Raw genomic sequence first — 17,171 nt, 5'->3', positions numbered from 1 at the left:
GCGGATGCTGTCATGGCGTACAGGAAGTCAAAAGCGCGTTATGATCGGGTTTCGCCGCTGTGTGCCCCGCCCCGGAGTCTTCCGATGCTTCGCGCCTGCCTTGCCGTTGTGCTGCTGTCCTGCGTCGCCTCGCCCGTGCTGGCCCAGAACGGGCGCACTGCCGTGGCCGCGACCGCACCGGCAGCGTCGGGCAATCGCGCCGGCGAGTCCACCACCGGCGCGACGGCGGACAAGAGCAGTCCGGCGTCCGGCTATGGCCACGCCGCCGCACCGGCGACCAGCCAGGGCGGCGGTGGCGACGACGAAGGCGTGCTGCGCCTGCGCGCGCCCAAGTGGAACAGCTTCCTGCCCGGGATGTTCCGCTGATCCAGCCGCTGTTGCGCTGGCTGCGCGGCCAGCCACCTTCCCTCGACGACACCCTCTGGCAGCAGGCCAGCGACGGCCTGCCGTGGGTCCGCGGCCTGCAGCCGTCCCAGCGCGAGACGCTGCGCGCCCTGGCGGCGCGCTTCCTCCATCAGAAGACCATCACGGCGCTGGGCGGCCTGGAGCTGGACGAGCATGCACGCGTGCAGCTGGCCGCGCTGTGCTGCCTGCCGCTGCTGGAGTTCGGCATCGGCGGGCTGCGCGGCTGGTCGCAGCTGATCGTGTATCCGGAGGCGTTCCGCGTGCAGCGCAGTCATGTCGATGCGGCCGGCGTGCTGCACGAGTGGGAGGACGAACTGGCCGGCGAATCCTGGGACAGCGGCCCGCTGATCCTGTCCTGGGCCGACGTCCAGGCCGATATCGAAGACCCGGCCGCCGGCTACTGCGTGGCCGTGCACGAGATGGCGCACAAGCTCGACGGACTCAACGGCGTGCTCGACGGCAGCCCGCCCCTGCCCGGCAGCTGGCAGCGCGCCTGGGCCAAGGACTTCCAGCAGCACTACGACGCCCTGTGCCTGCGCGTGGACGCCGGCAAGCGCACCCGCATCGACGGCTATGCGGCCGAGTCGCCGGAGGAATTCTTCGCCGTGGTCAGCGAATACCACTTCTCCGCCCCGCAGGTCTTGCGTGAGGCGATGCCGGAAGTCGCCGAGCACTTGATCAAGCTTTACGGCGCGCCGCCGGCGCTGTTCTAACGCCGCGGCGGCGGGATTCGGGATTCGGGATTCGGGATTCGGGATTCGGGATTCGGGATTCGGGATTCGGGATTCGGTAATCGGGATTCGGTAATCGGGAATCGGGAATCGGGAATCGGGAATCGATCAGGAGCTTGCGGGCTCGAACTTCGCTTAGGAAGGTTGTTGCGTCGAGGGCGGTAGCGCAGCAAAAACCCGTCATCCCCGCGAACGCGGGGATCCATGGACGTCCGCCCAGGTCGCGCAACGTCCATGGGTTCCCGCTTTCGCGACGGTAGGAAGTTGCTCGCGGCTCCTGATGTCCAACTCCGGCGCCTGCTCGGCGGCGAACTAAGGAGGGTCAAAGTCGAAGAAGGACGTTACTTCCCAAGCTGCCTGCGCAGCTGGGGCCGACTCACAGCCCCTCAGGCAGCTTCACCTCGAACCGCGCGCCGCCCAGCTCCTGCGAACGGCTGACGGTCAGTTCGCCGCGATAGCCGCGCACCAGGTCCTGCACGATGGACAGGCCGATGCCATGGCCCTGCACGCGCTCGTCGCCGCGCACGCCGCGCTGCAGGATATTGGCGACATTGTCCTCGGCGATGCCCGGGCCATCGTCGTCCACCGCCAGCAGCAGGCCGGCGCGGCGATTGCCGGCGGAATTGATCGGCGCGACGGTCAGCAGCACGCGCGAGCGCGCCCACTTGAACGCGTTCTCCAGCAGATTGCCCATCAGCTCCTGCAGGTCGCCCACCTCGCCGTGGAAGCGCGCGGACGGATCGATCTCGAACTCGCAGATCACGCCCTTGGCCGCGTACACCTTCTCCAGCCCGCGCACGATCTGGTCGGCGTGCGGCTCGATGTCCACCGGCGCCGAGAACAGCTTGTGGCCGGTGGAGGCCGCGCGCGCCAGCTGGTAGGACACCAGATCGTTCATGCGCTTGAGCTGGACGTTGAGCTCCTCGCGCAGCGCATTGGCGTGCACGCCGTCGTCCAGCTGCGCGCGCAGCACCGCCAGCGGCGTCTTCAGGCTATGCGCCAGGTCGGCCAGCGTGTTGCGCTGACGCTCCAGGTTCTCGCGCTCGGAATCGATGAAGGCGTTGATGCTCTCGGTCAGCGGCTCCAGCTCGCGCGGATGGTGCTCGGTCATGCCCTTGGCTTCACCGCGCTGGACCCGCTTGAGCTCGTTGATCACGCGCTGCAGCGGGCGCAGGCTCCAGTTGAGGATCAGCCCCTGCAGCAGCAGCAGCACCACACCCGCGCTGCCCAGATAGACCCATAGCGCATGGCGGAAGGTCTGCAGCTGCGAGTCGAGCACCTGCGTGTCTTCGAGCACGTAGATCGAATAGGAAAACTCGCTCTTGGGCCCGCGCGCGGCCCACACCGTGCCCAGGCCGAAGCGATAGATCGCGCCATCGCGCCCGTCCAGCTGGACCATGTCCAGCGGGCCCTCGAAGACCTTGTCGTTGGGCTTGAGCATCTTGCCCTGCGGCAGATACGGGCCCAGGGTCGAATCCGACCCCCAGCCGGCCTCCGGATTGGGCAGCACGATCTGCGCGTACAGCCCGCTACCGGGCTGGCCGAAGCGCGGATCGATCACCGTCGCCGCATCCGATGGATTGATCAGCGACCCGTCGCGGGCGAAGTCCACCTTGTTGGCGAACGAGTACGCATAGCCTTCCAGCCGCCGCTGCAGGTTGTCCTCGGCCGTGGTGACGAAGGCGCGGTCCAGCGCCACACCGGCCAGCGCGAGGAAGGCCACCAGGCCCACGCTGGCGGCCAGCAGCTGGCGCGCCCGCAGCGAGCGCGGGCGCCACCGGACGATGCGTTCGCGCCCTGCCGCCGGGGCCTGCGCGGAAGGCGCGGCCCCGGGCATCAGCCCTCGTTGCGCGGGATGGCGAAGCGGTAGCCGCGGCCGCGCACGGTTTCGATCGGCTTGAGCGCGCCGTCGGGATCGAGCTTCTTGCGCAGGCGGCCGATGAAGACCTCCAGCACGTTGGAGTCGCGGTCGAAGTCCTGCTGGTAGATGTGCTCGGTCAGGTCGGCCTTCGAGACCAGCTCGCCGGCGTGCATCATCAGATACTCGAGGACCTTGTACTCGTAGCTGGTCAGATCGACATTGCTGCCGTTGACGCTGACCGTCTGCGCGGCCAGATCCAGCGCGACCGGACCGCACTCCAGCGTGGGCTTGCTCCAGCCGGCGGCGCGGCGCAGCAGCGCGTTGACGCGGGCGAGCAGCTCCTCGACGTGGAAGGGCTTGACCAGGTAGTCGTCGGCGCCCTGCTTGAGGCCCTCGACCTTGTCCTGCCAGCTCGAACGCGCGGTCAGGATCAGCACCGGGAACTTCTTGCCCTCGTCGCGCAGCGCCTTGATCAACTCCATGCCCGACATCTTGGGCAGGCCCAGGTCGATGATGCCCACGTCGAAGGGCACCTCGCGGCCCATGTACAGGCCTTCCTCGCCGTCCTGCGCCGCATCGACGGCAAAGCCTTCGCGCTTCAGGCGAGCGGCCAGGGTTTCACGCAGCGGAGCTTCGTCTTCGACCAGCAGAATGCGCATGGAGTCTTCCTAACTGAAATGGGGACGTTGCTGAGTATCGGGTGGCAAGCTGAACGGCTCACCATGCCGTTCAGCTTACGGGCGAGGGGGGTTAGGCCCGCGTGGACGCATCGGCGGGAAATCGCCCCGTCCCGGGCCCGGATCGCCGCGACGCGTCTCGCGCCGGCTCATCGAATCGCTGTCCATGTAGCGCACGCGCCCGTCCTGATCCATCACCTTGACCCGCATGATGTCGCGGCCGTCGAACTGCACGCGCTCGGCGCCCAGCACACGTCCGCCACTCTCGGCCTGGGCGCGGCGCACCGCATCGGCCGCGTCCAGGCGACCACCCGGGCCGCGCTGGAGGACCGGGGCGATGCCGGGATCGACCTGCGCCCACGCCGCAGACGTCACGCCGAGCAGGAGCGCGGCGGTTAAAAGGGCATCTAGAGCGCGTGAGCTGGTCATAACGGAATCGTAACGGCTATTCGCGCGGTGGGATGAACCGCGACCGACACTCCGGTGGCGAGGAAGGGGCCAGTCTTGGGGCGTCGCGGTGAATCCGTTCTGAATTTTCTGAACGGGGATGCGGACTCGTTCAGGCGCCGGGCCGGATCAGAAAAGCTCGCCCACACAGCATCTTAGCGAGCCGCCAGCGGCCTCGATGGCGGGCAGCGGCACGGACTGCGGCTCCAGGCCGGCGGCCTCCAGCGCCGCCAGCGTCGACGGGCGCAGCGCCCGGTGCGCGGTGCGGCTCATCCACACCGAATCGGGCCTCAGGCTGATCGCATTGCCGGCGAAGGCCTGCTGCTCGGCCGCGTCCAGCCCGATCACGTGCGGACCGTACAGCGCCTGCAGCACCGCCAGCAGCGGTGTCGGGTTGGCGAAGCCGGCGGGGCTGACCAGCGCGGCGCGGCCGGCCAGCAGCGCCAGGACCACGTTGGTGTGGTACTCGCCCGGCGCCAGGTCGACCAGCAGCGTGGCGCGCAGGCCGAAGGCGGCGTGCATCAGCGCCGCGCCCTGTGCGTCGCAGCGTTCGGACAGCCCGCAGATGGCCAGGCCGCGCGCGCGGTCGATCACCAGCGACCCGGTCAGCTCGCAGGGATGCAGCTGGGTCGAGAGGTCTTCCAGCGCGTAGCCGAGCACGTCGGTGAAGAAGGCGCGGATGTCGCCGCGCGCGGCCTCGCGCTGGCGCACCGGATGACGCATGCGCCCGACGATCGCGCGGCCCGGCACGGTGGCGAAGACATTGTTGGGAAACAGCGCATCGGGCGTGGACGCATCGCCGGCGAAGGCGACCACCGGCAGCTGCGCCGACAGCGCCTGATGCAGGGCGCGGTGCTCGGCCAGTGCCGCGGCCGCATCGAAACCGTGCTTCGCCATGTAGACATTGTCGCGGGCCGATTCCTCCGCACGGGCAAAGCCATCGGGCGACACGAGGAAAACGCCCCGCGCCGTGGCGGCGCCCCAGTCCGGCGCGAGCGTGCGCGCCAAGGCGAGGAAGGCCTGCGGATCGCGCGTGATCACCGGCGCACCGGCCTCAGGCGGCGGCGGTCAGCGGCGCGCCGGTGGCGGCCAGCGCGCGTTCGACCAGCGACCAGTCGGCACCGGGGCGATGCGCGCCTTCGCTCAGGATCTGGCGGAACTGGCGCCCGCCCGGCTGGCCGGCATACAGGCCCAGCACGTGGCGGGTGATGTGCTTGAGCGCGACACCGCGCGCCAGCGCCGCCTCGACGTAAGGGCGCAGCGCGCGCAGCAGTTCCTCGCGCGGGCGCACCTGCGTGCCGGCCAGCTGCGCATCGGCGCGATGCAGCAGGCAGGGATCGTGATAGGCCGCGCGGCCCAGCATCACCGCATCGACCTGCGTCAGGTGCGTGGCGATCGCCTCCAGGTCGGCGATGCCGCCATTGAGCGAGATCGTCAGCTGCGGACGCTCGCGCTTGAGCCGGTAGGCCCACTCGTAGCGCAGCGGCGGGATCTCGCGGTTCTCCTTGGGCGACAGGCCATCGAGCCAGGCCTTGCGCGCGTGGACGATGAAGGTGTCACAGCCGGTCGCGGCGACCGTGTCGATGAAGCCGGCGAAGTGCGCGTAGTCCTCCAGCTCGTCCACGCCCAGCCGGCACTTGACCGTGACCGGGATGGACACCGCCGCGCGCATGGCGGCGATGCACTCGGCCACCAGCGCCGGCTCCTTCATCAGGCAGGCGCCGAAGCGCCCGGCCTGCACCCGGTCGGAGGGGCAGCCGACATTGAGGTTGACCTCGTCGTAGCCGTAGTCCTGCCCGATGCGCGCGGCCGCGGCCAGCCGCTCGGGCTCGCTGCCGCCCAGCTGCAGCGCCACCGGATGCTCGGAGGCGTCATAGCCGAGCAGCCGCTGCCGATCGCCCTGCAGCACCGCATTGGCATGGACCATCTCGGTGTAAAGCAAGGCGCCCGGCGCCAGCACCCGATGGAACGCCCGGCAATGGCGGTCGGTCCAGTCCATCATGGGGGCGACGGACAGCTTGGGGGCGACAGTCGCGGCGTGATCCTGCGGAGGCGTGGTGGGCGCGTTCATTTCGCCTGCGATTCTAGGCTATCGACGTGAGCGGCCAGACTTGCGCCGCTCAGTCCAGCGGCCGGGCCCAGTGGGCGTAGCTGGTGCGCAGCAGGGTGCGCACGGTGCGATAGGGGATCGGCTTGCCCTTGCCGGTCAGGCGCTGGGCGACGCCCTGCCAGCCGTCGCTGTCGTCCTGGGTGCGGGCGCGCACCACGGTGCGGCAGGGCTGGGCCAGCGCCTTGGCCAGGGCGCAGGCGTAGTACACGTCGCCGGGCGCCCAGTTGGGCTGCTGCCCCAGTGCGACGACGTAGGCACGCGGCGCATCCAGGTAGCGCGCGATCTCGTCGACGAAGGCGTCGGGATAGCGCGGCGCGTAGGCGCCCAGGTCGCGCAGCCGCGCATCGATCCAGGCATCGCCGGTGTCCGGGGCGTAGGCCGGTGTGGACGGGGACGCGGCCTGCTGCGCGATCGCAGGCATGGCCGGCACCGTCAGCAGGGCCGCCGCGCAGACCAGCGCGCGCCAGTTCATGGCGCTTCGAGGCCGGACTCGATCCGGGCCAGCGCGCCGGGCAGTTCGCGCGCGTCCTGCACCTGGAGCAGGCGCGGGGTGTTCTCGGCCAGGTCGTGCTCGGCCTCGTGCGCCCAGGTCACGTGATACGGCATGTGGATGCCCCAACCGCCCAGGCCCACCACCGGCGCGATATCCGAGCGCAGCGAGTTGCCGATCATGGCGAAGCGCTCGGGCCGCACGTCCAGTTCGTCGAGCACGCGCTGGTAGGTGGGCGTGTCCTTCTCCGACACCACCTCGATGCGGTGGAACAGGTCCGACAGCCCGCACTTGACGATCTTGGCTTCCTGATGGAACAGGTCACCCTTGGTGATCAGCACGATGCGGTGGCGCGCGGCGATGGCTTCCACGGCCGGGCGGATGCCGTCGATCAGTTCCACCGGATGATCCAGCGTGGCCCGACCGATGGCGATGATGTCCTGCACGTGCTGGGTGCTGATGCGCTGTGCGGTCAGCTCGATGGCCGCCTCGATCATCGACAGGGTCATGCCTTTGACGCCATAGCCGAACACGCGCAGATTGCGCCGCTCGACCGCCAGCAGATGCTGCTGGGTACGGCGGTCGCCCAGGTCGATGTAGTGGCCGATGATCTGCTCGAACGCGGCCTCGGCCGCGCGGTAGTAGTCCTCGCTCTTCCACAGCGTGTCGTCGCCGTCGAAGCCGACCCAGTCGATCCGTGGCATGGCCACTCCTGTGAGACGTGAGCTGTACAGGATAGCGATGCCCAAGCAAAACGGGCGACCCGCAAGGGTCGCCCGTTCTGTTCGCCTAGGCCCGGCCGACGAGATGCCGGCCGGACTTGCGGTGCCTGGGATCAGGCAGCCGGCTTGCTCTCCGGCGGCGTGGTCGTCTCGGCCGGGGCGGTGGTCTCAGCCGGCATGGTGGTCTCGGCCGGAGCCGAAGTCTCGGCCGGGGCGGTCGACTCGACCGGCGGGGTGGTGGTCTCGGCCGGGGCGGTGGATTCGACCGGAGTCGAGGCCGCCGGGGCGGTTTCGTCGGCCTTCGGGCCGCAGGCGGTCAGGGCGAGGGTGGCGGCCAGGGCGGCCGAGGCCAGCAGCGTGTTGCGGATCTTCATCAGAAAACTCCTTGGGTGCGGGACGCCATGCGCGGATAACGCGCGGACGCGAGGGGGTGGGCAGAACAGGTAAGGTGCGACCAGGCACCCGTGAAGGCGGCGCCTCTCGCGCATGAAACGCCGTCTTCACGCCGCGGTCAAGCGGAAAACGCGACGGCGTGCGGATTCTCGCCCGGCAGGACCTGGACGATGGGTCCGCTTATCGGCCGGGAGCCGGTTCGCCGGCGCCGGGCCCGTAGTGCTGGGTCACGAAGGCCTTGTACTCGTCCAGCGACACGGCGCCGTCGGCATTGGCGTCGACCTGGTCAAACACCTGCGACAGTCCGGCGTTGCCGGCTGCCTCGGCCTTGCTGATGGAGCCATCATGGTTGGCATCAAGATCGTCCCAACGCTGCTGGCGCTGGTCAGGCGCCGGAGATGCGGCGGCGGCCGGCGCCGGTGTGGGCTGCTGCGACTGCGCCAATGCAGGCGCGACCAGGACGCTGCTGGACAGCAGCAACAGCGGGAACGCGTGGAATCGAAGACGCTTCATGCGCGGGCACCTCTTCTGCATCGGGGACATGCGCCGCTGCACGGCACATGGCACACACCCTGCGCGGGGCGGCATGAACTCCACCAGTGCCGCGAACCCGCGACCAACGCGCCGTTAACCCGCCACGCCTCGATCGGCGTTAGGCCCGTCGTTAGCGAAGCGTGGGCAGAACGTCAGGCTGGCGTTGATCGCGTGACCGAGTCCGCGCGCTGTGCGCCTCGACGCGGCTCAGACGGCGTTGCGCGCCGAGGAACGCGCGCTGAATCCCAGGCGCGACAGCACCACGCCGACCACCGCGCCGATCGCCTCCAGGGCCACACGCGTCCCCAGCGCGTCCGGATCGTGGATGCGCTGCAGGGCCAAGCGCGCGTACACCGGGGATTCCAGCTTGACCACGCCCAGCGAGAACAGATGCCAGGCGTCGATGCCGGCACCGATCGCCACGGCGATCACGCAGCTCCATCCGATCGCGTGAGAATGATGCAGCCCGGTGCGCGCGGCGATGGCGTGCCAGACCGCGTACACCAGCAGGCCGATGACGAAGGCGATGGCACCGGCTTCCAGGGCGCCAAGCAGGCCGAAATGCAGCGGCAGATTCATGGGGTGGGGACGCGGTACGGGACTGGAGTCACTGTAGCAGCGCCAGGCGGCCGGTCAGGCGTCGTTCTCCGCGCGCGCGGCGATCTGCGCATCGCCTTCTTCGTCCAGGCGCAGGGCGATGGCGATCGGGCGGCAGCACACCTGGCAGTCCTCGATGTAGTCGGCATCGCCGGCCGAGGCGTCCACGGCGATCTCCAAGGGCTCGCCGCAGTACGGGCAGTGGATCAGCTGGAAGTCGAGCATCTGGCGTGGCTCAGGACACGGTGGGCGGCGGCGGTGGGGCGACCGGCGCATGCTCACGCAGCGTGCGCATGCGCAGCCACAGCCCGCCCACGTGCACCAGCGAGTACATCACCAGCGCCGCGGCCATGCCCAGCGTCAACGGACTGGCCTGCGAGCCGGCCATGGCGGCGCCGCCGGCGAAGGCGCCGCTGGCCCAGCGAAACGCCAGCCGCCCCAGCAGCAGGACCATCAGCAGCGCGCCGATCCAGGGATTGGGCGTGTACCAACCCTGCCCGTCGCGCCATTCGCTGTGCGTGTGCCGCAGCGCCAGCAGGCCCAGCCCGGCGCCGGCCAGGGCGCCCAGCACCAGCCCCGGCGCCACGTGCGGAATCAGGAAACCCAGCACGATCAGCAGCACCGTGACCAGCGCCAGCATCCCCAGGCGGATCCCCGCGCGCACCGGTCGCCAGGGCTGGCGCCCGAAGCTGCGGCGGATGCGCCGGTAGTACAGGAAGGCGATCGCCACCATGGGCAGGTACGGCGTCAGCGGCGACACGGCGTGGGCGGGCATGGGCGAGATTCCTAGCGAGGGCAGGACGCAGCGTGGAACCCGGGGACCTGCCGCGCAAGATGCCAAGTGTCACTTTTTGCGCGTGGGCGGCTGGCGCGACGGCGCCGGTGACGAACCGGTCAGCCTGACGCGGCCTGAACAACTGCGCGCCGGCCAGCGGTTACAACCGCGATTCCGCGCGTCAGCGCACTTCGAGAGCTTCGCGCCATGCCGCTTCCCCATCGTCTGCGCCTGGCCCTGCTGCCCACCCTGCTGGCGGTGGCCGCCTGCAGCGGCGCGGCCGCGCCCGAGGCGGCCTCCGGCGCCCTGCCCTTCACCGCTATGCGGGTGCACCGCTTCGACGAGCCCTGGGCAATGGCCTTCCTGCCGGATGGTCGCCTGCTGGTGACCGAGAAGCGCGGCCAGCTGCAGCTGTTCGACTTCAAGACCGGCAACGCCACCCGGATTTCCGGCGTGCCCAAGGTTGCTTATGGCGGCCAGGGCGGGTTCGGCGACGTGCTGCCGCACCCGCAGTTCGCGCAGAACCACTGGGTGTATCTGAGCTATGCGGAGGCCGGCGAAGGCGACACCCGCGGCGCCGCGGTCGCGCGCGCCAAGCTGGAGCTGGACACGGCCGGCGGCGGTGCGCTGCAGGACCTGCAGGTGATCTGGCGCCAGGTGCCCAAGGTCAGCGGCCAGGGGCATTACGGGCACCGGCTTGCGTTCGACCGCGACGGCAAGCTGTGGATCAGCTCCAGCGAACGGCAGAAGTTCGACCCGGCCCAGGACATGGCCAGCAACCTGGGCAAGATCATCCGGCTCAACGACGACGGCAGCGTGCCGCCGGACAATCCCTTCGCCGCCCAGGGCGGCGTGGCCGCGCAGGTCTGGTCGCTGGGCCACCGCAACATCCTGGGCCTGGCCTTCGACGCGCAGGGCCGGCTGTGGGAACACGAGATGGGCCCCAAGGGCGGCGACGAGCTCAACCTGGTCGAGCGCGGCGCCAACTACGGCTATCCGATCGTCTCCAATGGCGACCACTACGACGGGCGCCCGATCCCGGACCATGCCACGCGCCCGGAGTTCGCCGCGCCCAAGATCACCTGGACGCCGGTGATCTCGCCGGCGGGCTTCGTGATCTATTCGGGCCGCCTGTTCCCGGACTGGAAGGGCGACGGCTTCATCGGCGGGCTCTCCTCGCAGGCGCTGGTGCGGGTGGAGTTCAACGGCACGCAGGCGCGCGAGGCCGCGCGCTATGACATGGGCCAGCGCATCCGTGAGATCGAGCAGGGGCCGGACGGCGCCTTGTACCTGCTGGAAGACGGCGAGGACGCCGGCGCCGGACACCTGATCAAGCTCACCCCGAAGGCGTGAGCCCGGCGGCAGGCGCTGGCCGCGGCACCGCGTCGGCCGGGCGCAGCGGCGCGGTGCCCAGCGCCTGCCGGTAACGCGCAAGCAGCGCCTCGACCTTGTCGACATAGGCGCGCGTCTCCGCGTAGGGCGGCACGCCGTCGTAGCGTTCCACCGCGCCGACGCCGGCGTTGTAGGCGGCCAGCGCGCGCGTGCGGTCGCCGTCGTAGCGGCGCAGCAGCCAGCGCAGGTGGCGCGCGCCGGCGGCGATGGACTGCTCGGGCGAGAACGGATCGGCCACCCCGTAATCGCGCTGGGTGCCCGGCAGCAGCTGCATCACGCCCTGCGCGCCCTTGGGCGACACCGCGGCGGCATCGAAGCCGCTTTCGGCATGGGCGATGGCGCGCAGCAGCGCGTCCTCGACCTGATTGCGCCTGGCCGCGGCGGCGAACAGCTTGGGCCAGGCATCCAGCCTGGGCGTGCCGACCTGGCCAAGGCCGGCGTGCGCCGGCTCGCCCGGCGGCGTGGCCACGGTGAAGCGCAGGTACGGCACCGCACCGGGCAGCTTGCGCGTGCCGTAGACCTTGAACCCGTCCTGCTCGCGCTCGTACAGGGTGCCGCTGAAGACGCCCATGCGCCCCCACAGGTCGGGCGTCTGCACGGCGTTGTCGTCCAGTTGCACCGCCTCGCACCTGGAGCCCGGCTCGGGTGCGGTGGACAGGCTCAACGTGCCCTCGCGGACGCAGCGATAGACCGTGCGCGCCAGCGCCGGCGGCGAGACGATCAGGCACAGCAGGAGCAGGGCGAGCGCGCGCATGGCGCGCGAGTATGGCCAGTGCGCGTCAGCGGTGCGTGTTGGCCGAAGCGTCGGCCCGCCCCAGCCGTCGTTCCCGCTAACGCGGGAACCCAGCGCCTTGGGGCTTCTCTCGGGACATCTCCCGGTTCCCGCGGGACGGGGGAACCCCGGGCTTGAACCGCGCTTACTCCTTGGTGATGCGATGCCCGCCGAAGCCGTTGCGCATCGCCGCCAGCAGCTTGTCGGCGAAGGAGTCCTTCTCGCGCGAGCGCAGGCGCTCGAGCAGGGACAGGGTGATCACCGGCGCGGACACGTCCAGGTCCAGCGCCTCCTTGGCGGTCCAGCGGCCCTCGCCGGAGTCCTCCACGTAGGGCGCGATGCCGGCCATGGTCGGGTTCTGCTTCAGCGCATCGGCGGTCAGGTCCAGTAGCCAGGAGCGCACCACCGAGCCGGTCTGCCAGATCTGCGCAACCTGGTGCAGATCGAGCTTGAAATCGGCCTTGCGCTCGAGGATGGCGAAGCCCTCGGCATAGGCCTGCATCATTCCGTACTCGACGCCGTTGTGGACCATCTTGGTGAAGTGGCCGGCGCCGGTCGGTCCGACATGCCCCCAGCCGGTGGTCGGCGACGGCGCCAGCGTCTCGAAGATCGGCTTGAGCAGGGCCAGCGCGTCGTCGGCGCCGCCGACCATCATGCTGTAGCCCTCGGTCAGGCCCCACACGCCGCCGCTGGTGCCGCAGTCGACGTAGTGCAGGCCGGCCTCCTGCAGGCGCTGGGCGCGGCGCAAGGTGTCCTGGTAGAACGAGTTGCCGCCGTCGATGACGATGTCGCCCTTGGCCAGCAGCGGCAGCAGCGTGTCCAGGGTGTCGTCGACGATCTTGCCGGCCGGCACCATCAGCCAGACCACGCGCGGCGCTGACAGCCCGGCGACCAGCGCCTGCAGCGAGTCGGCGGGGGTGATGCCCTGGGCGGCGACGCGCTGACGCGCCTCGGGCGATGGATCGAAGCCGCTGACCGTATGGCCGCCCTGCGCCAGCCGCTGCGCCATGTTGGCCCCCATCCTGCCCAGTCCGACCATACCCAGTTCCATCAGCGTGTCCTCTTTCGATGCCAGGCGCGTATGCGCGAAGACGACAAGGATAGGTCGCCTCCGTGAGCGGCGGGTATGCGGACCATGGCAGGGCCCGCACCGCATCGTTGCAGTGGCGGGCAGAGGGTGGCGTCGGGTGGCGTGTGCGGCATCGCTGCGCCCCCGCCCTTTGGCCGCAGGCCAAGGGGAGCTCGAAGTCGCGGCTAGCGACTGAGGGGAGGGGTCGCGCTTCGCGGGGAAGGCAAAGCACCCCCTCCCAACCTCCCCCTTCGCTGCGCGAAAGGGGAGGAGCCGCAGCAGGCGCCGAAGAGCCGGGGCCTGATGTCAGTCGCGCACCAGCGTGACGTAGGCGCCGCTGCCGATGACCTGGAAGGTCTCGTTGTCCACGCGCCGCACCGGCGAGCCGTCGTCCAGCGCGTAACGGTCGTGCGGATGGCCGGCGTCGGTGCCGCCGGCTGGCGCAGGGAGAATGCGCACCCGGCGGCGCTCGCCGGTGCTGTCCTGCGTGACGAAATAGCGGGTGTCCATCGTGTCGTCCCTCCCGAGGCTGTCGATGTGAGGCACGAGCCTAGGCCCGCCCGGATGAAGATCGGCTGCATGACCCAGGTGCGGCGCAGCGAGATCCGGGCAACCGGGACACCGAGCCCACAATCTCGTGACGACCCAGCGTCTTCCCCAGTCGGACGCCACAGGACCCGCCCTGAAACGACAAAGGCCGCCCGAAGGCGGCCTGGCCGGTCGACCCACGCAGCCGGCGCGGTCAGAGCGCGTCGGGCGCCTGCGAAGGCGTCGTGGCCGGCGCCGTCGACTGGGGCACCAGGGTGCCGTCGGCCGGCTTGGCCTCGCTGGCCGGGACCGGGATGGACTCGCCCACCGGCTGCGGCTGCAGCGGCTGCGGGGCCGGCGGCGGGGTTTCGGCCGGCTTGGCCGCGGCGTCGGTCTTGGGCTTCTTCGGCGGCGGGGGCGGCAGGTAGCGCTCGACCAGGGCGAAGAACGAGCGATAGAAGGTGGGCTGCTGCACGGTCAAGCTGGCCACGCGCACCAGCGAGTCGTCGGTGCTGCCGAAGGGCAGCGACAGCGAGCCCAGCGCGGTGCCCACGCTGGCCGAGGTATTGGACTTGCGCAGGTTGTAACGATCCTGGGTGGCGCTGGCGAACACCCACGACTCGCCCGAGGCCTGGGCCACGCACGAGACGCGGATGGCGACCTGTTCGTGCACTTCCGGCTCGGGCTGGAAGTTCTTGTTGGCCTCCACCGTGGAGGCGTCCGAACGGCTGACCACATAGCCCTGGCTCAGCAGCGCGCGGCGCGAGGCCTCGCAGACCTGCTCGGGCGAGCGGTCGAAGGTGCGCGAGTAGGTGCCGTCCGAATCGAAGTTCTCCTTGGCCAGCATCTCGCCCTTCTTCTCGAACGGCATATGGCCGCAGCCGGCCAGCAGCAGGACAGCGGTCAGAGGGACGAGGGAGAACAGGCGATTGGGCATGGGGACCGGCCGGACGTGCTGATGGAAACCCTTGAAGGATAACCCCGACGCGCGAAATCGGTTTCATCCGTCCCTGCGACCCGCTCAGTCGGCGTTCGGCCCGGGCGCGCACGTCGCACGGCGCCATCACGAGACGCCACCTACCCTGCCGGGAAATCTGGACAGGAGGCATCCCCCATGCAGGTGCTGATCACCGGCGGCAGCGGCTTCATCGGCCAGGCCCTGTGCCCGGTGCTGCTGGCCCGCGGCTGGCAGGTCAGCGTGGTCTCGCGCGACCTGCAGGCGGCGGCCGAGGTGCTGCCGCAGGGCGTGCGCCTGCTGGCCGACATCGAAGGCGCCGGCGGCGCCGATGCGGTGATCAACCTGGCCGGCGCGCCGCTGGCCGGGCAGCGCTGGACCGAGCGCTACAAGCAGCAGCTGCGCGAATCGCGCCTGCGTACCACCGAGGCGCTGCTGGCCTGGATGCAGGGCCTGACCGTGCGTCCGGCGGTGCTGGTCTCCGGCTCGGCCATCGGCTACTACGGGCCGAGCGACGACACCCCGCTGACCGAAACCGACCCGCCTGGCGAGGATTTCGGCGCGCACCTGGCAGCCGACTGGGAGGCCGCGGCCTGGCCGGCCCAGCAGCTCGGCGTGCGTACGGTCTGCCTGCGCACCGGCGTGGTCCTGGACGGCGGCGGCGGCGCACTGCAGCAGCTGCTGACGCCGTACCGGCTGGGCCTGGGCGGGCCGATCGGCAGCGGCGAGCAGTGGTTCAGCTGGATCCAGCGCGAGGACCTGGTGCGCCTGATCGTGTGGCTGATCGAACAGGACACGCTGGAGGGCCCGGTCAACGGCACCGCGCCCGGGCCGGTGCGGCAGCGCGACTTCGCCGCCGCACTGGGCCGCGCCCTGCACCGCCCCACCCTGCTGCCGACGCCCGGCTTCGCGCTGAAGGCGGCGTTCGGCGAAATGGGCCAGATGCTGATCGACGGCCAGCGCGTGATCCCGGCCCGCGCCCAGGGCCAGGGCTTCCAGTTCCTCTACCCCACCCTCGACGACGCGCTGGCGCGCAGCCTGGAGCACGAGGCCTGAGGCCGATCCCGGTCGCCTGTATCGCCGCCCCGCAACGCCGAGCTTCGACATCGGCGGGATTCAAGCCAAGACCTGCGGTCAACGCCCGAGCGATCGCTCAGTGCTTACTCGCAGGCGAGGAGGGGTTTTCAACGCGCACCAACCTCATCGGAGGACCTCCCTCGATCATGGTGCCGCTCGAGAAATCGGGCGCGAACTCGACCGTGATCCCCATGGATTCGGAGCGGAAGCGGGTCGGAGACAACGTGATCAATCGCTCGGCGACCGGAGCGCCTGCGTTGGCGAACAAGCCCTCCGGGCGCGCCTCAAGCACGACGTCGAGCCCGCCCCCCACATAGCGACCGGCGGCCTTGGAGAGCTCTTCGGGCGACAGCTTCTTCTCCTCGGTCGCCGGCACCGCGAGGTCGGGCCAACCGTAGTCGGTTGCGATGGCCCGGACCACGTCCGCCATCAACCGACGTCCATCGCCTCCGTTGGTCAGCGCCACGATGCCGTCGCCCTTGCCTTCGTAAGCCACCATGAAGGATTCAAATCCTTGATTCAGGCCGTCGTGGCCAAAACGGGGGGCCCCGTTCGTGTACAAGGCAAAGCCAAGCCCCCAGTTATCTTTCACGGGCTTCATCATGTCGCGCGCCATCCCGGGCGAGAGACGGCGGCCCTTTTTGCCCGCGATCGAGGCTTGCAGGTCGATCAACACACGCGCCAGATCGCTGGCGCTCGTCCACAGGCCCGCGGGTGCGAGCTCGGGGTAAACCACGTAGTTGCCAGGAATCGGCTTGCCATTGACATGGCCGAATGCCATGTCGGTCAGGATCGCCTTCGACGGCGGCATCGCGAAGGCGCTGCGGGTCATGCCGAGCGGCCCCAGCACCTCACGTTGCGCGAGGTCGGCGAAGGAGATGCCACTCACGTCGGCAAGCGCGACTTGCGTCACCACATAGCCGCCGCCCGAGTATTCGAACTGCGCGCCCGCCGGCAACACGCTGCGCACCGGCGCGTTGTGGCTGGGCGGCACGCCGTCCAGGATCTGGACGGGGGTGGGCAGTGGCGTCGTACCGGGCAGGTAGTCGGATCCGAATCCATGGACTCCAAGCCCGGCCGTATGGCTCAGCAGTTCCCGGAGGGTCACGCCGTTCGGAGCAAGCTTCGGATCCTTCGGCAACTGCCAGGAACGCAGGGCGATGTTGATGTCCTGATCCAGGGCGATCCTGCCCTGCTCCACGAGCCGCAACGCCAGGACGGCCGTCACCGCCTTGCTGATCGATGCCGCCTGGAACGCGGTGCCCGGCGTTACGGGCAGGCACGCCGCCGTGTCGCGCAGGCCCCAGCCACGTGCCCAGTCGAGCTTGCCATTGTGAATCACCGCGACGCTGAGTCCCGGCACGTCGAACTGACGCATGCGTTCGACCAAGGGGATCGGCTTGTCGCCCGGCTTGATGACCGCGGGCAGCAGATTCGCCTCGACATAGCGGGTATGGGCGTTGCTGGGCCCACCTACGGTCTCGGCAGGTGCGGGACAGTCGGCCGCCTGGGCGAAGCAGGATGCGCTGAGGAGCAGTCCTGCCATCACTGCGACGTGTGACGAGTGCCTCCGGCTCCGATCCATGATCCAGGTCTCTCCTCAACCGGCGAACAATTCCGCGGGAACGCCTTATAG

At 70.0% G+C, this 17,171-nt stretch carries 21 protein-coding genes; 4 read left to right on the top strand and 17 right to left on the bottom strand.

Going from position 1 to position 17,171, the window contains the following annotated elements; all coding sequences use genetic code 11:
* Positions 1-84 precede the first annotated feature (84 nt).
* Together WFQ05_RS14575 and WFQ05_RS14570 are read left to right on the top strand one after the other, a co-directional pair.
* Complete coding sequence (locus WFQ05_RS14575; RefSeq protein ID WP_130516336.1) at positions 85-366, top strand: hypothetical protein; 282 nt, start codon at positions 85-87, stop codon at positions 364-366.
* Complete coding sequence (locus tag WFQ05_RS14570) at positions 333-1,118, top strand: M90 family metallopeptidase (RefSeq protein WP_337054342.1); 786 nt, start codon at positions 333-335, stop codon at positions 1,116-1,118. The genes WFQ05_RS14575 and WFQ05_RS14570 overlap by 34 nt, the downstream gene beginning before the upstream one ends.
* Positions 1,119-1,512: 394 nt before the next feature.
* Here WFQ05_RS14570 and WFQ05_RS14565 read toward each other — a convergent pair whose 3' ends face one another.
* The 12 genes from WFQ05_RS14565 to WFQ05_RS14510 form a co-directional block, all read right to left on the bottom strand.
* Positions 1,513-2,973, bottom strand: a complete 1,461-nt coding sequence (locus WFQ05_RS14565) for a sensor histidine kinase (RefSeq protein WP_130525069.1) — start codon at positions 2,971-2,973, stop codon at positions 1,513-1,515.
* A complete protein-coding gene (locus WFQ05_RS14560; protein ID WP_130516330.1) occupies positions 2,973-3,656 on the bottom strand; it encodes a response regulator transcription factor in 684 nt (227 codons plus the stop codon). Before WFQ05_RS14560 ends, WFQ05_RS14565 begins: the two co-directional genes overlap by 1 nt.
* Before the next feature lie 75 nt (positions 3,657-3,731).
* The gene (locus WFQ05_RS14555; RefSeq protein ID WP_130516328.1) at positions 3,732-4,103 is read right to left on the bottom strand and encodes a hypothetical protein; all 372 of its coding nucleotides are present in this window, start codon (positions 4,101-4,103) and stop codon (positions 3,732-3,734) included.
* 147 nt (positions 4,104-4,250) lie between these two features.
* Entirely contained in the window at positions 4,251-5,162 is a 912-nt protein-coding gene (locus WFQ05_RS14550; protein WP_337054341.1) for an arginine deiminase-related protein, read from the bottom strand.
* 13 nt (positions 5,163-5,175) lie between these two features.
* Positions 5,176-6,192 carry a tRNA dihydrouridine(20/20a) synthase DusA gene (dusA, locus tag WFQ05_RS14545; RefSeq protein WP_337054340.1) on the bottom strand — a complete coding sequence of 339 codons (1,017 nt, stop codon included), beginning with the start codon at positions 6,190-6,192 and terminating at the stop codon, positions 5,176-5,178.
* A 49-nt stretch (positions 6,193-6,241) separates the two neighbouring features.
* Positions 6,242-6,703, bottom strand: a complete 462-nt coding sequence (locus WFQ05_RS14540; protein ID WP_337054339.1) for a hypothetical protein — start codon at positions 6,701-6,703, stop codon at positions 6,242-6,244.
* Positions 6,700-7,425 (bottom strand): HAD family hydrolase, encoded by a 726-nt coding sequence (locus WFQ05_RS14535; protein WP_130516316.1) that lies wholly within the window; start codon positions 7,423-7,425, stop codon positions 6,700-6,702. The genes WFQ05_RS14540 and WFQ05_RS14535 overlap by 4 nt, the downstream gene beginning before the upstream one ends.
* A gap of 131 nt (positions 7,426-7,556) precedes the next feature.
* A complete protein-coding gene (locus tag WFQ05_RS14530) occupies positions 7,557-7,817 on the bottom strand; it encodes a hypothetical protein (protein ID WP_130516314.1) in 261 nt (86 codons plus the stop codon).
* A 199-nt stretch (positions 7,818-8,016) separates the two neighbouring features.
* A complete protein-coding gene (locus WFQ05_RS14525) occupies positions 8,017-8,349 on the bottom strand; it encodes an EF-hand domain-containing protein (protein WP_337054337.1) in 333 nt (110 codons plus the stop codon).
* A 228-nt stretch (positions 8,350-8,577) separates the two neighbouring features.
* Positions 8,578-8,949: a hypothetical protein gene (locus WFQ05_RS14520; protein WP_130525091.1), complete on the bottom strand. Its 372-nt coding sequence runs from the start codon at positions 8,947-8,949 to the stop codon at positions 8,578-8,580.
* Between the two features lie 54 nt (positions 8,950-9,003).
* Entirely contained in the window at positions 9,004-9,192 is a 189-nt protein-coding gene (locus tag WFQ05_RS14515; RefSeq protein WP_130525092.1) for a CPXCG motif-containing cysteine-rich protein, read from the bottom strand.
* Positions 9,193-9,202: 10 nt separating this feature from the next.
* Positions 9,203-9,742 carry a hypothetical protein gene (locus WFQ05_RS14510; RefSeq protein WP_130525093.1) on the bottom strand — a complete coding sequence of 180 codons (540 nt, stop codon included), beginning with the start codon at positions 9,740-9,742 and terminating at the stop codon, positions 9,203-9,205.
* Positions 9,743-9,949: 207 nt separating this feature from the next.
* Here WFQ05_RS14510 and WFQ05_RS14505 point away from each other — a divergent pair, with 207 nt between their 5' ends.
* Positions 9,950-11,095 carry a PQQ-dependent sugar dehydrogenase gene (locus WFQ05_RS14505; protein WP_337054336.1) on the top strand — a complete coding sequence of 382 codons (1,146 nt, stop codon included), beginning with the start codon at positions 9,950-9,952 and terminating at the stop codon, positions 11,093-11,095.
* On the opposite strand, the gene WFQ05_RS14500 is transcribed toward WFQ05_RS14505, so the two are convergent.
* The 4 genes from WFQ05_RS14500 to WFQ05_RS14485 all read right to left on the bottom strand — a co-directional run bounded on the left by WFQ05_RS14500 (position 11,079) and on the right by WFQ05_RS14485 (position 14,440).
* Complete coding sequence (locus WFQ05_RS14500; protein WP_337054335.1) at positions 11,079-11,888, bottom strand: lytic transglycosylase domain-containing protein; 810 nt, start codon at positions 11,886-11,888, stop codon at positions 11,079-11,081. The two genes, WFQ05_RS14505 and WFQ05_RS14500, sit on opposite strands and share 17 nt — an antisense overlap.
* A gap of 163 nt (positions 11,889-12,051) precedes the next feature.
* The gene (gene gnd / locus WFQ05_RS14495; protein ID WP_130516300.1) at positions 12,052-12,957 is read right to left on the bottom strand and encodes a phosphogluconate dehydrogenase (NAD(+)-dependent, decarboxylating); all 906 of its coding nucleotides are present in this window, start codon (positions 12,955-12,957) and stop codon (positions 12,052-12,054) included.
* Positions 12,958-13,281: 324 nt separating this feature from the next.
* Entirely contained in the window at positions 13,282-13,485 is a 204-nt protein-coding gene (locus WFQ05_RS14490; protein WP_130516298.1) for a hypothetical protein, read from the bottom strand.
* Positions 13,486-13,717: 232 nt separating this feature from the next.
* Positions 13,718-14,440 (bottom strand): DUF2242 domain-containing protein, encoded by a 723-nt coding sequence (locus WFQ05_RS14485; RefSeq protein WP_337054333.1) that lies wholly within the window; start codon positions 14,438-14,440, stop codon positions 13,718-13,720.
* 177 nt (positions 14,441-14,617) lie between these two features.
* Here WFQ05_RS14485 and WFQ05_RS14480 point away from each other — a divergent pair, with 177 nt between their 5' ends.
* The gene (locus WFQ05_RS14480) at positions 14,618-15,514 is read left to right on the top strand and encodes a TIGR01777 family oxidoreductase (protein ID WP_337054332.1); all 897 of its coding nucleotides are present in this window, start codon (positions 14,618-14,620) and stop codon (positions 15,512-15,514) included.
* A gap of 97 nt (positions 15,515-15,611) precedes the next feature.
* On the opposite strand, the gene WFQ05_RS14475 is transcribed toward WFQ05_RS14480, so the two are convergent.
* Positions 15,612-17,081: a serine hydrolase domain-containing protein gene (locus WFQ05_RS14475; RefSeq protein WP_337054331.1), complete on the bottom strand. Its 1,470-nt coding sequence runs from the start codon at positions 17,079-17,081 to the stop codon at positions 15,612-15,614.
* Positions 17,082-17,171: the final 90 nt, after the last annotated feature.

The organism is Pseudoxanthomonas sp. USHLN014, from assembly GCF_037153335.1.
Taxonomy (GTDB): Bacteria; Pseudomonadota; Gammaproteobacteria; order Xanthomonadales; family Xanthomonadaceae; genus Pseudoxanthomonas_A; species Pseudoxanthomonas_A winnipegensis.
Note: the sequence above shows the minus strand (reverse complement) of the source record. Positions and strands in the feature narration are given on the sequence as shown.

What these genes read in the sequence shown, in the direction of transcription:
- WFQ05_RS14575 (WP_130516336.1), top strand. Translation starts at nt 85, where the DNA reads ATGCTTCGCGCCTGCCTTGCCGTTGTGCTGCTGTCCTGCGTCGCCTCG.
- WFQ05_RS14565 (WP_130525069.1), bottom strand. Translation starts at nt 2,973, where the DNA reads ATGCCCGGGGCCGCGCCTTCCGCGCAGGCCCCGGCGGCAGGGCGCGAA.
- WFQ05_RS14560 (WP_130516330.1), bottom strand. Translation starts at nt 3,656, where the DNA reads ATGCGCATTCTGCTGGTCGAAGACGAAGCTCCGCTGCGTGAAACCCTG.
- WFQ05_RS14555 (WP_130516328.1), bottom strand. Translation starts at nt 4,103, where the DNA reads ATGACCAGCTCACGCGCTCTAGATGCCCTTTTAACCGCCGCGCTCCTG.
- dusA (WP_337054340.1), bottom strand. Translation starts at nt 6,192, where the DNA reads ATGAACGCGCCCACCACGCCTCCGCAGGATCACGCCGCGACTGTCGCC.
- WFQ05_RS14540 (WP_337054339.1), bottom strand. Translation starts at nt 6,703, where the DNA reads ATGAACTGGCGCGCGCTGGTCTGCGCGGCGGCCCTGCTGACGGTGCCG.
- WFQ05_RS14535 (WP_130516316.1), bottom strand. Translation starts at nt 7,425, where the DNA reads ATGCCACGGATCGACTGGGTCGGCTTCGACGGCGACGACACGCTGTGG.
- WFQ05_RS14530 (WP_130516314.1), bottom strand. Translation starts at nt 7,817, where the DNA reads ATGAAGATCCGCAACACGCTGCTGGCCTCGGCCGCCCTGGCCGCCACC.
- WFQ05_RS14525 (WP_337054337.1), bottom strand. Translation starts at nt 8,349, where the DNA reads ATGAAGCGTCTTCGATTCCACGCGTTCCCGCTGTTGCTGCTGTCCAGC.
- WFQ05_RS14520 (WP_130525091.1), bottom strand. Translation starts at nt 8,949, where the DNA reads ATGAATCTGCCGCTGCATTTCGGCCTGCTTGGCGCCCTGGAAGCCGGT.
- WFQ05_RS14515 (WP_130525092.1), bottom strand. Translation starts at nt 9,192, where the DNA reads ATGCTCGACTTCCAGCTGATCCACTGCCCGTACTGCGGCGAGCCCTTG.
- WFQ05_RS14510 (WP_130525093.1), bottom strand. Translation starts at nt 9,742, where the DNA reads ATGCCCGCCCACGCCGTGTCGCCGCTGACGCCGTACCTGCCCATGGTG.
- WFQ05_RS14505 (WP_337054336.1), top strand. Translation starts at nt 9,950, where the DNA reads ATGCCGCTTCCCCATCGTCTGCGCCTGGCCCTGCTGCCCACCCTGCTG.
- WFQ05_RS14500 (WP_337054335.1), bottom strand. Translation starts at nt 11,888, where the DNA reads ATGCGCGCGCTCGCCCTGCTCCTGCTGTGCCTGATCGTCTCGCCGCCG.
- gnd (WP_130516300.1), bottom strand. Translation starts at nt 12,957, where the DNA reads ATGGAACTGGGTATGGTCGGACTGGGCAGGATGGGGGCCAACATGGCG.
- WFQ05_RS14490 (WP_130516298.1), bottom strand. Translation starts at nt 13,485, where the DNA reads ATGGACACCCGCTATTTCGTCACGCAGGACAGCACCGGCGAGCGCCGC.
- WFQ05_RS14485 (WP_337054333.1), bottom strand. Translation starts at nt 14,440, where the DNA reads ATGCCCAATCGCCTGTTCTCCCTCGTCCCTCTGACCGCTGTCCTGCTG.
- WFQ05_RS14480 (WP_337054332.1), top strand. Translation starts at nt 14,618, where the DNA reads ATGCAGGTGCTGATCACCGGCGGCAGCGGCTTCATCGGCCAGGCCCTG.
- WFQ05_RS14475 (WP_337054331.1), bottom strand. Translation starts at nt 17,081, where the DNA reads ATGGCAGGACTGCTCCTCAGCGCATCCTGCTTCGCCCAGGCGGCCGAC.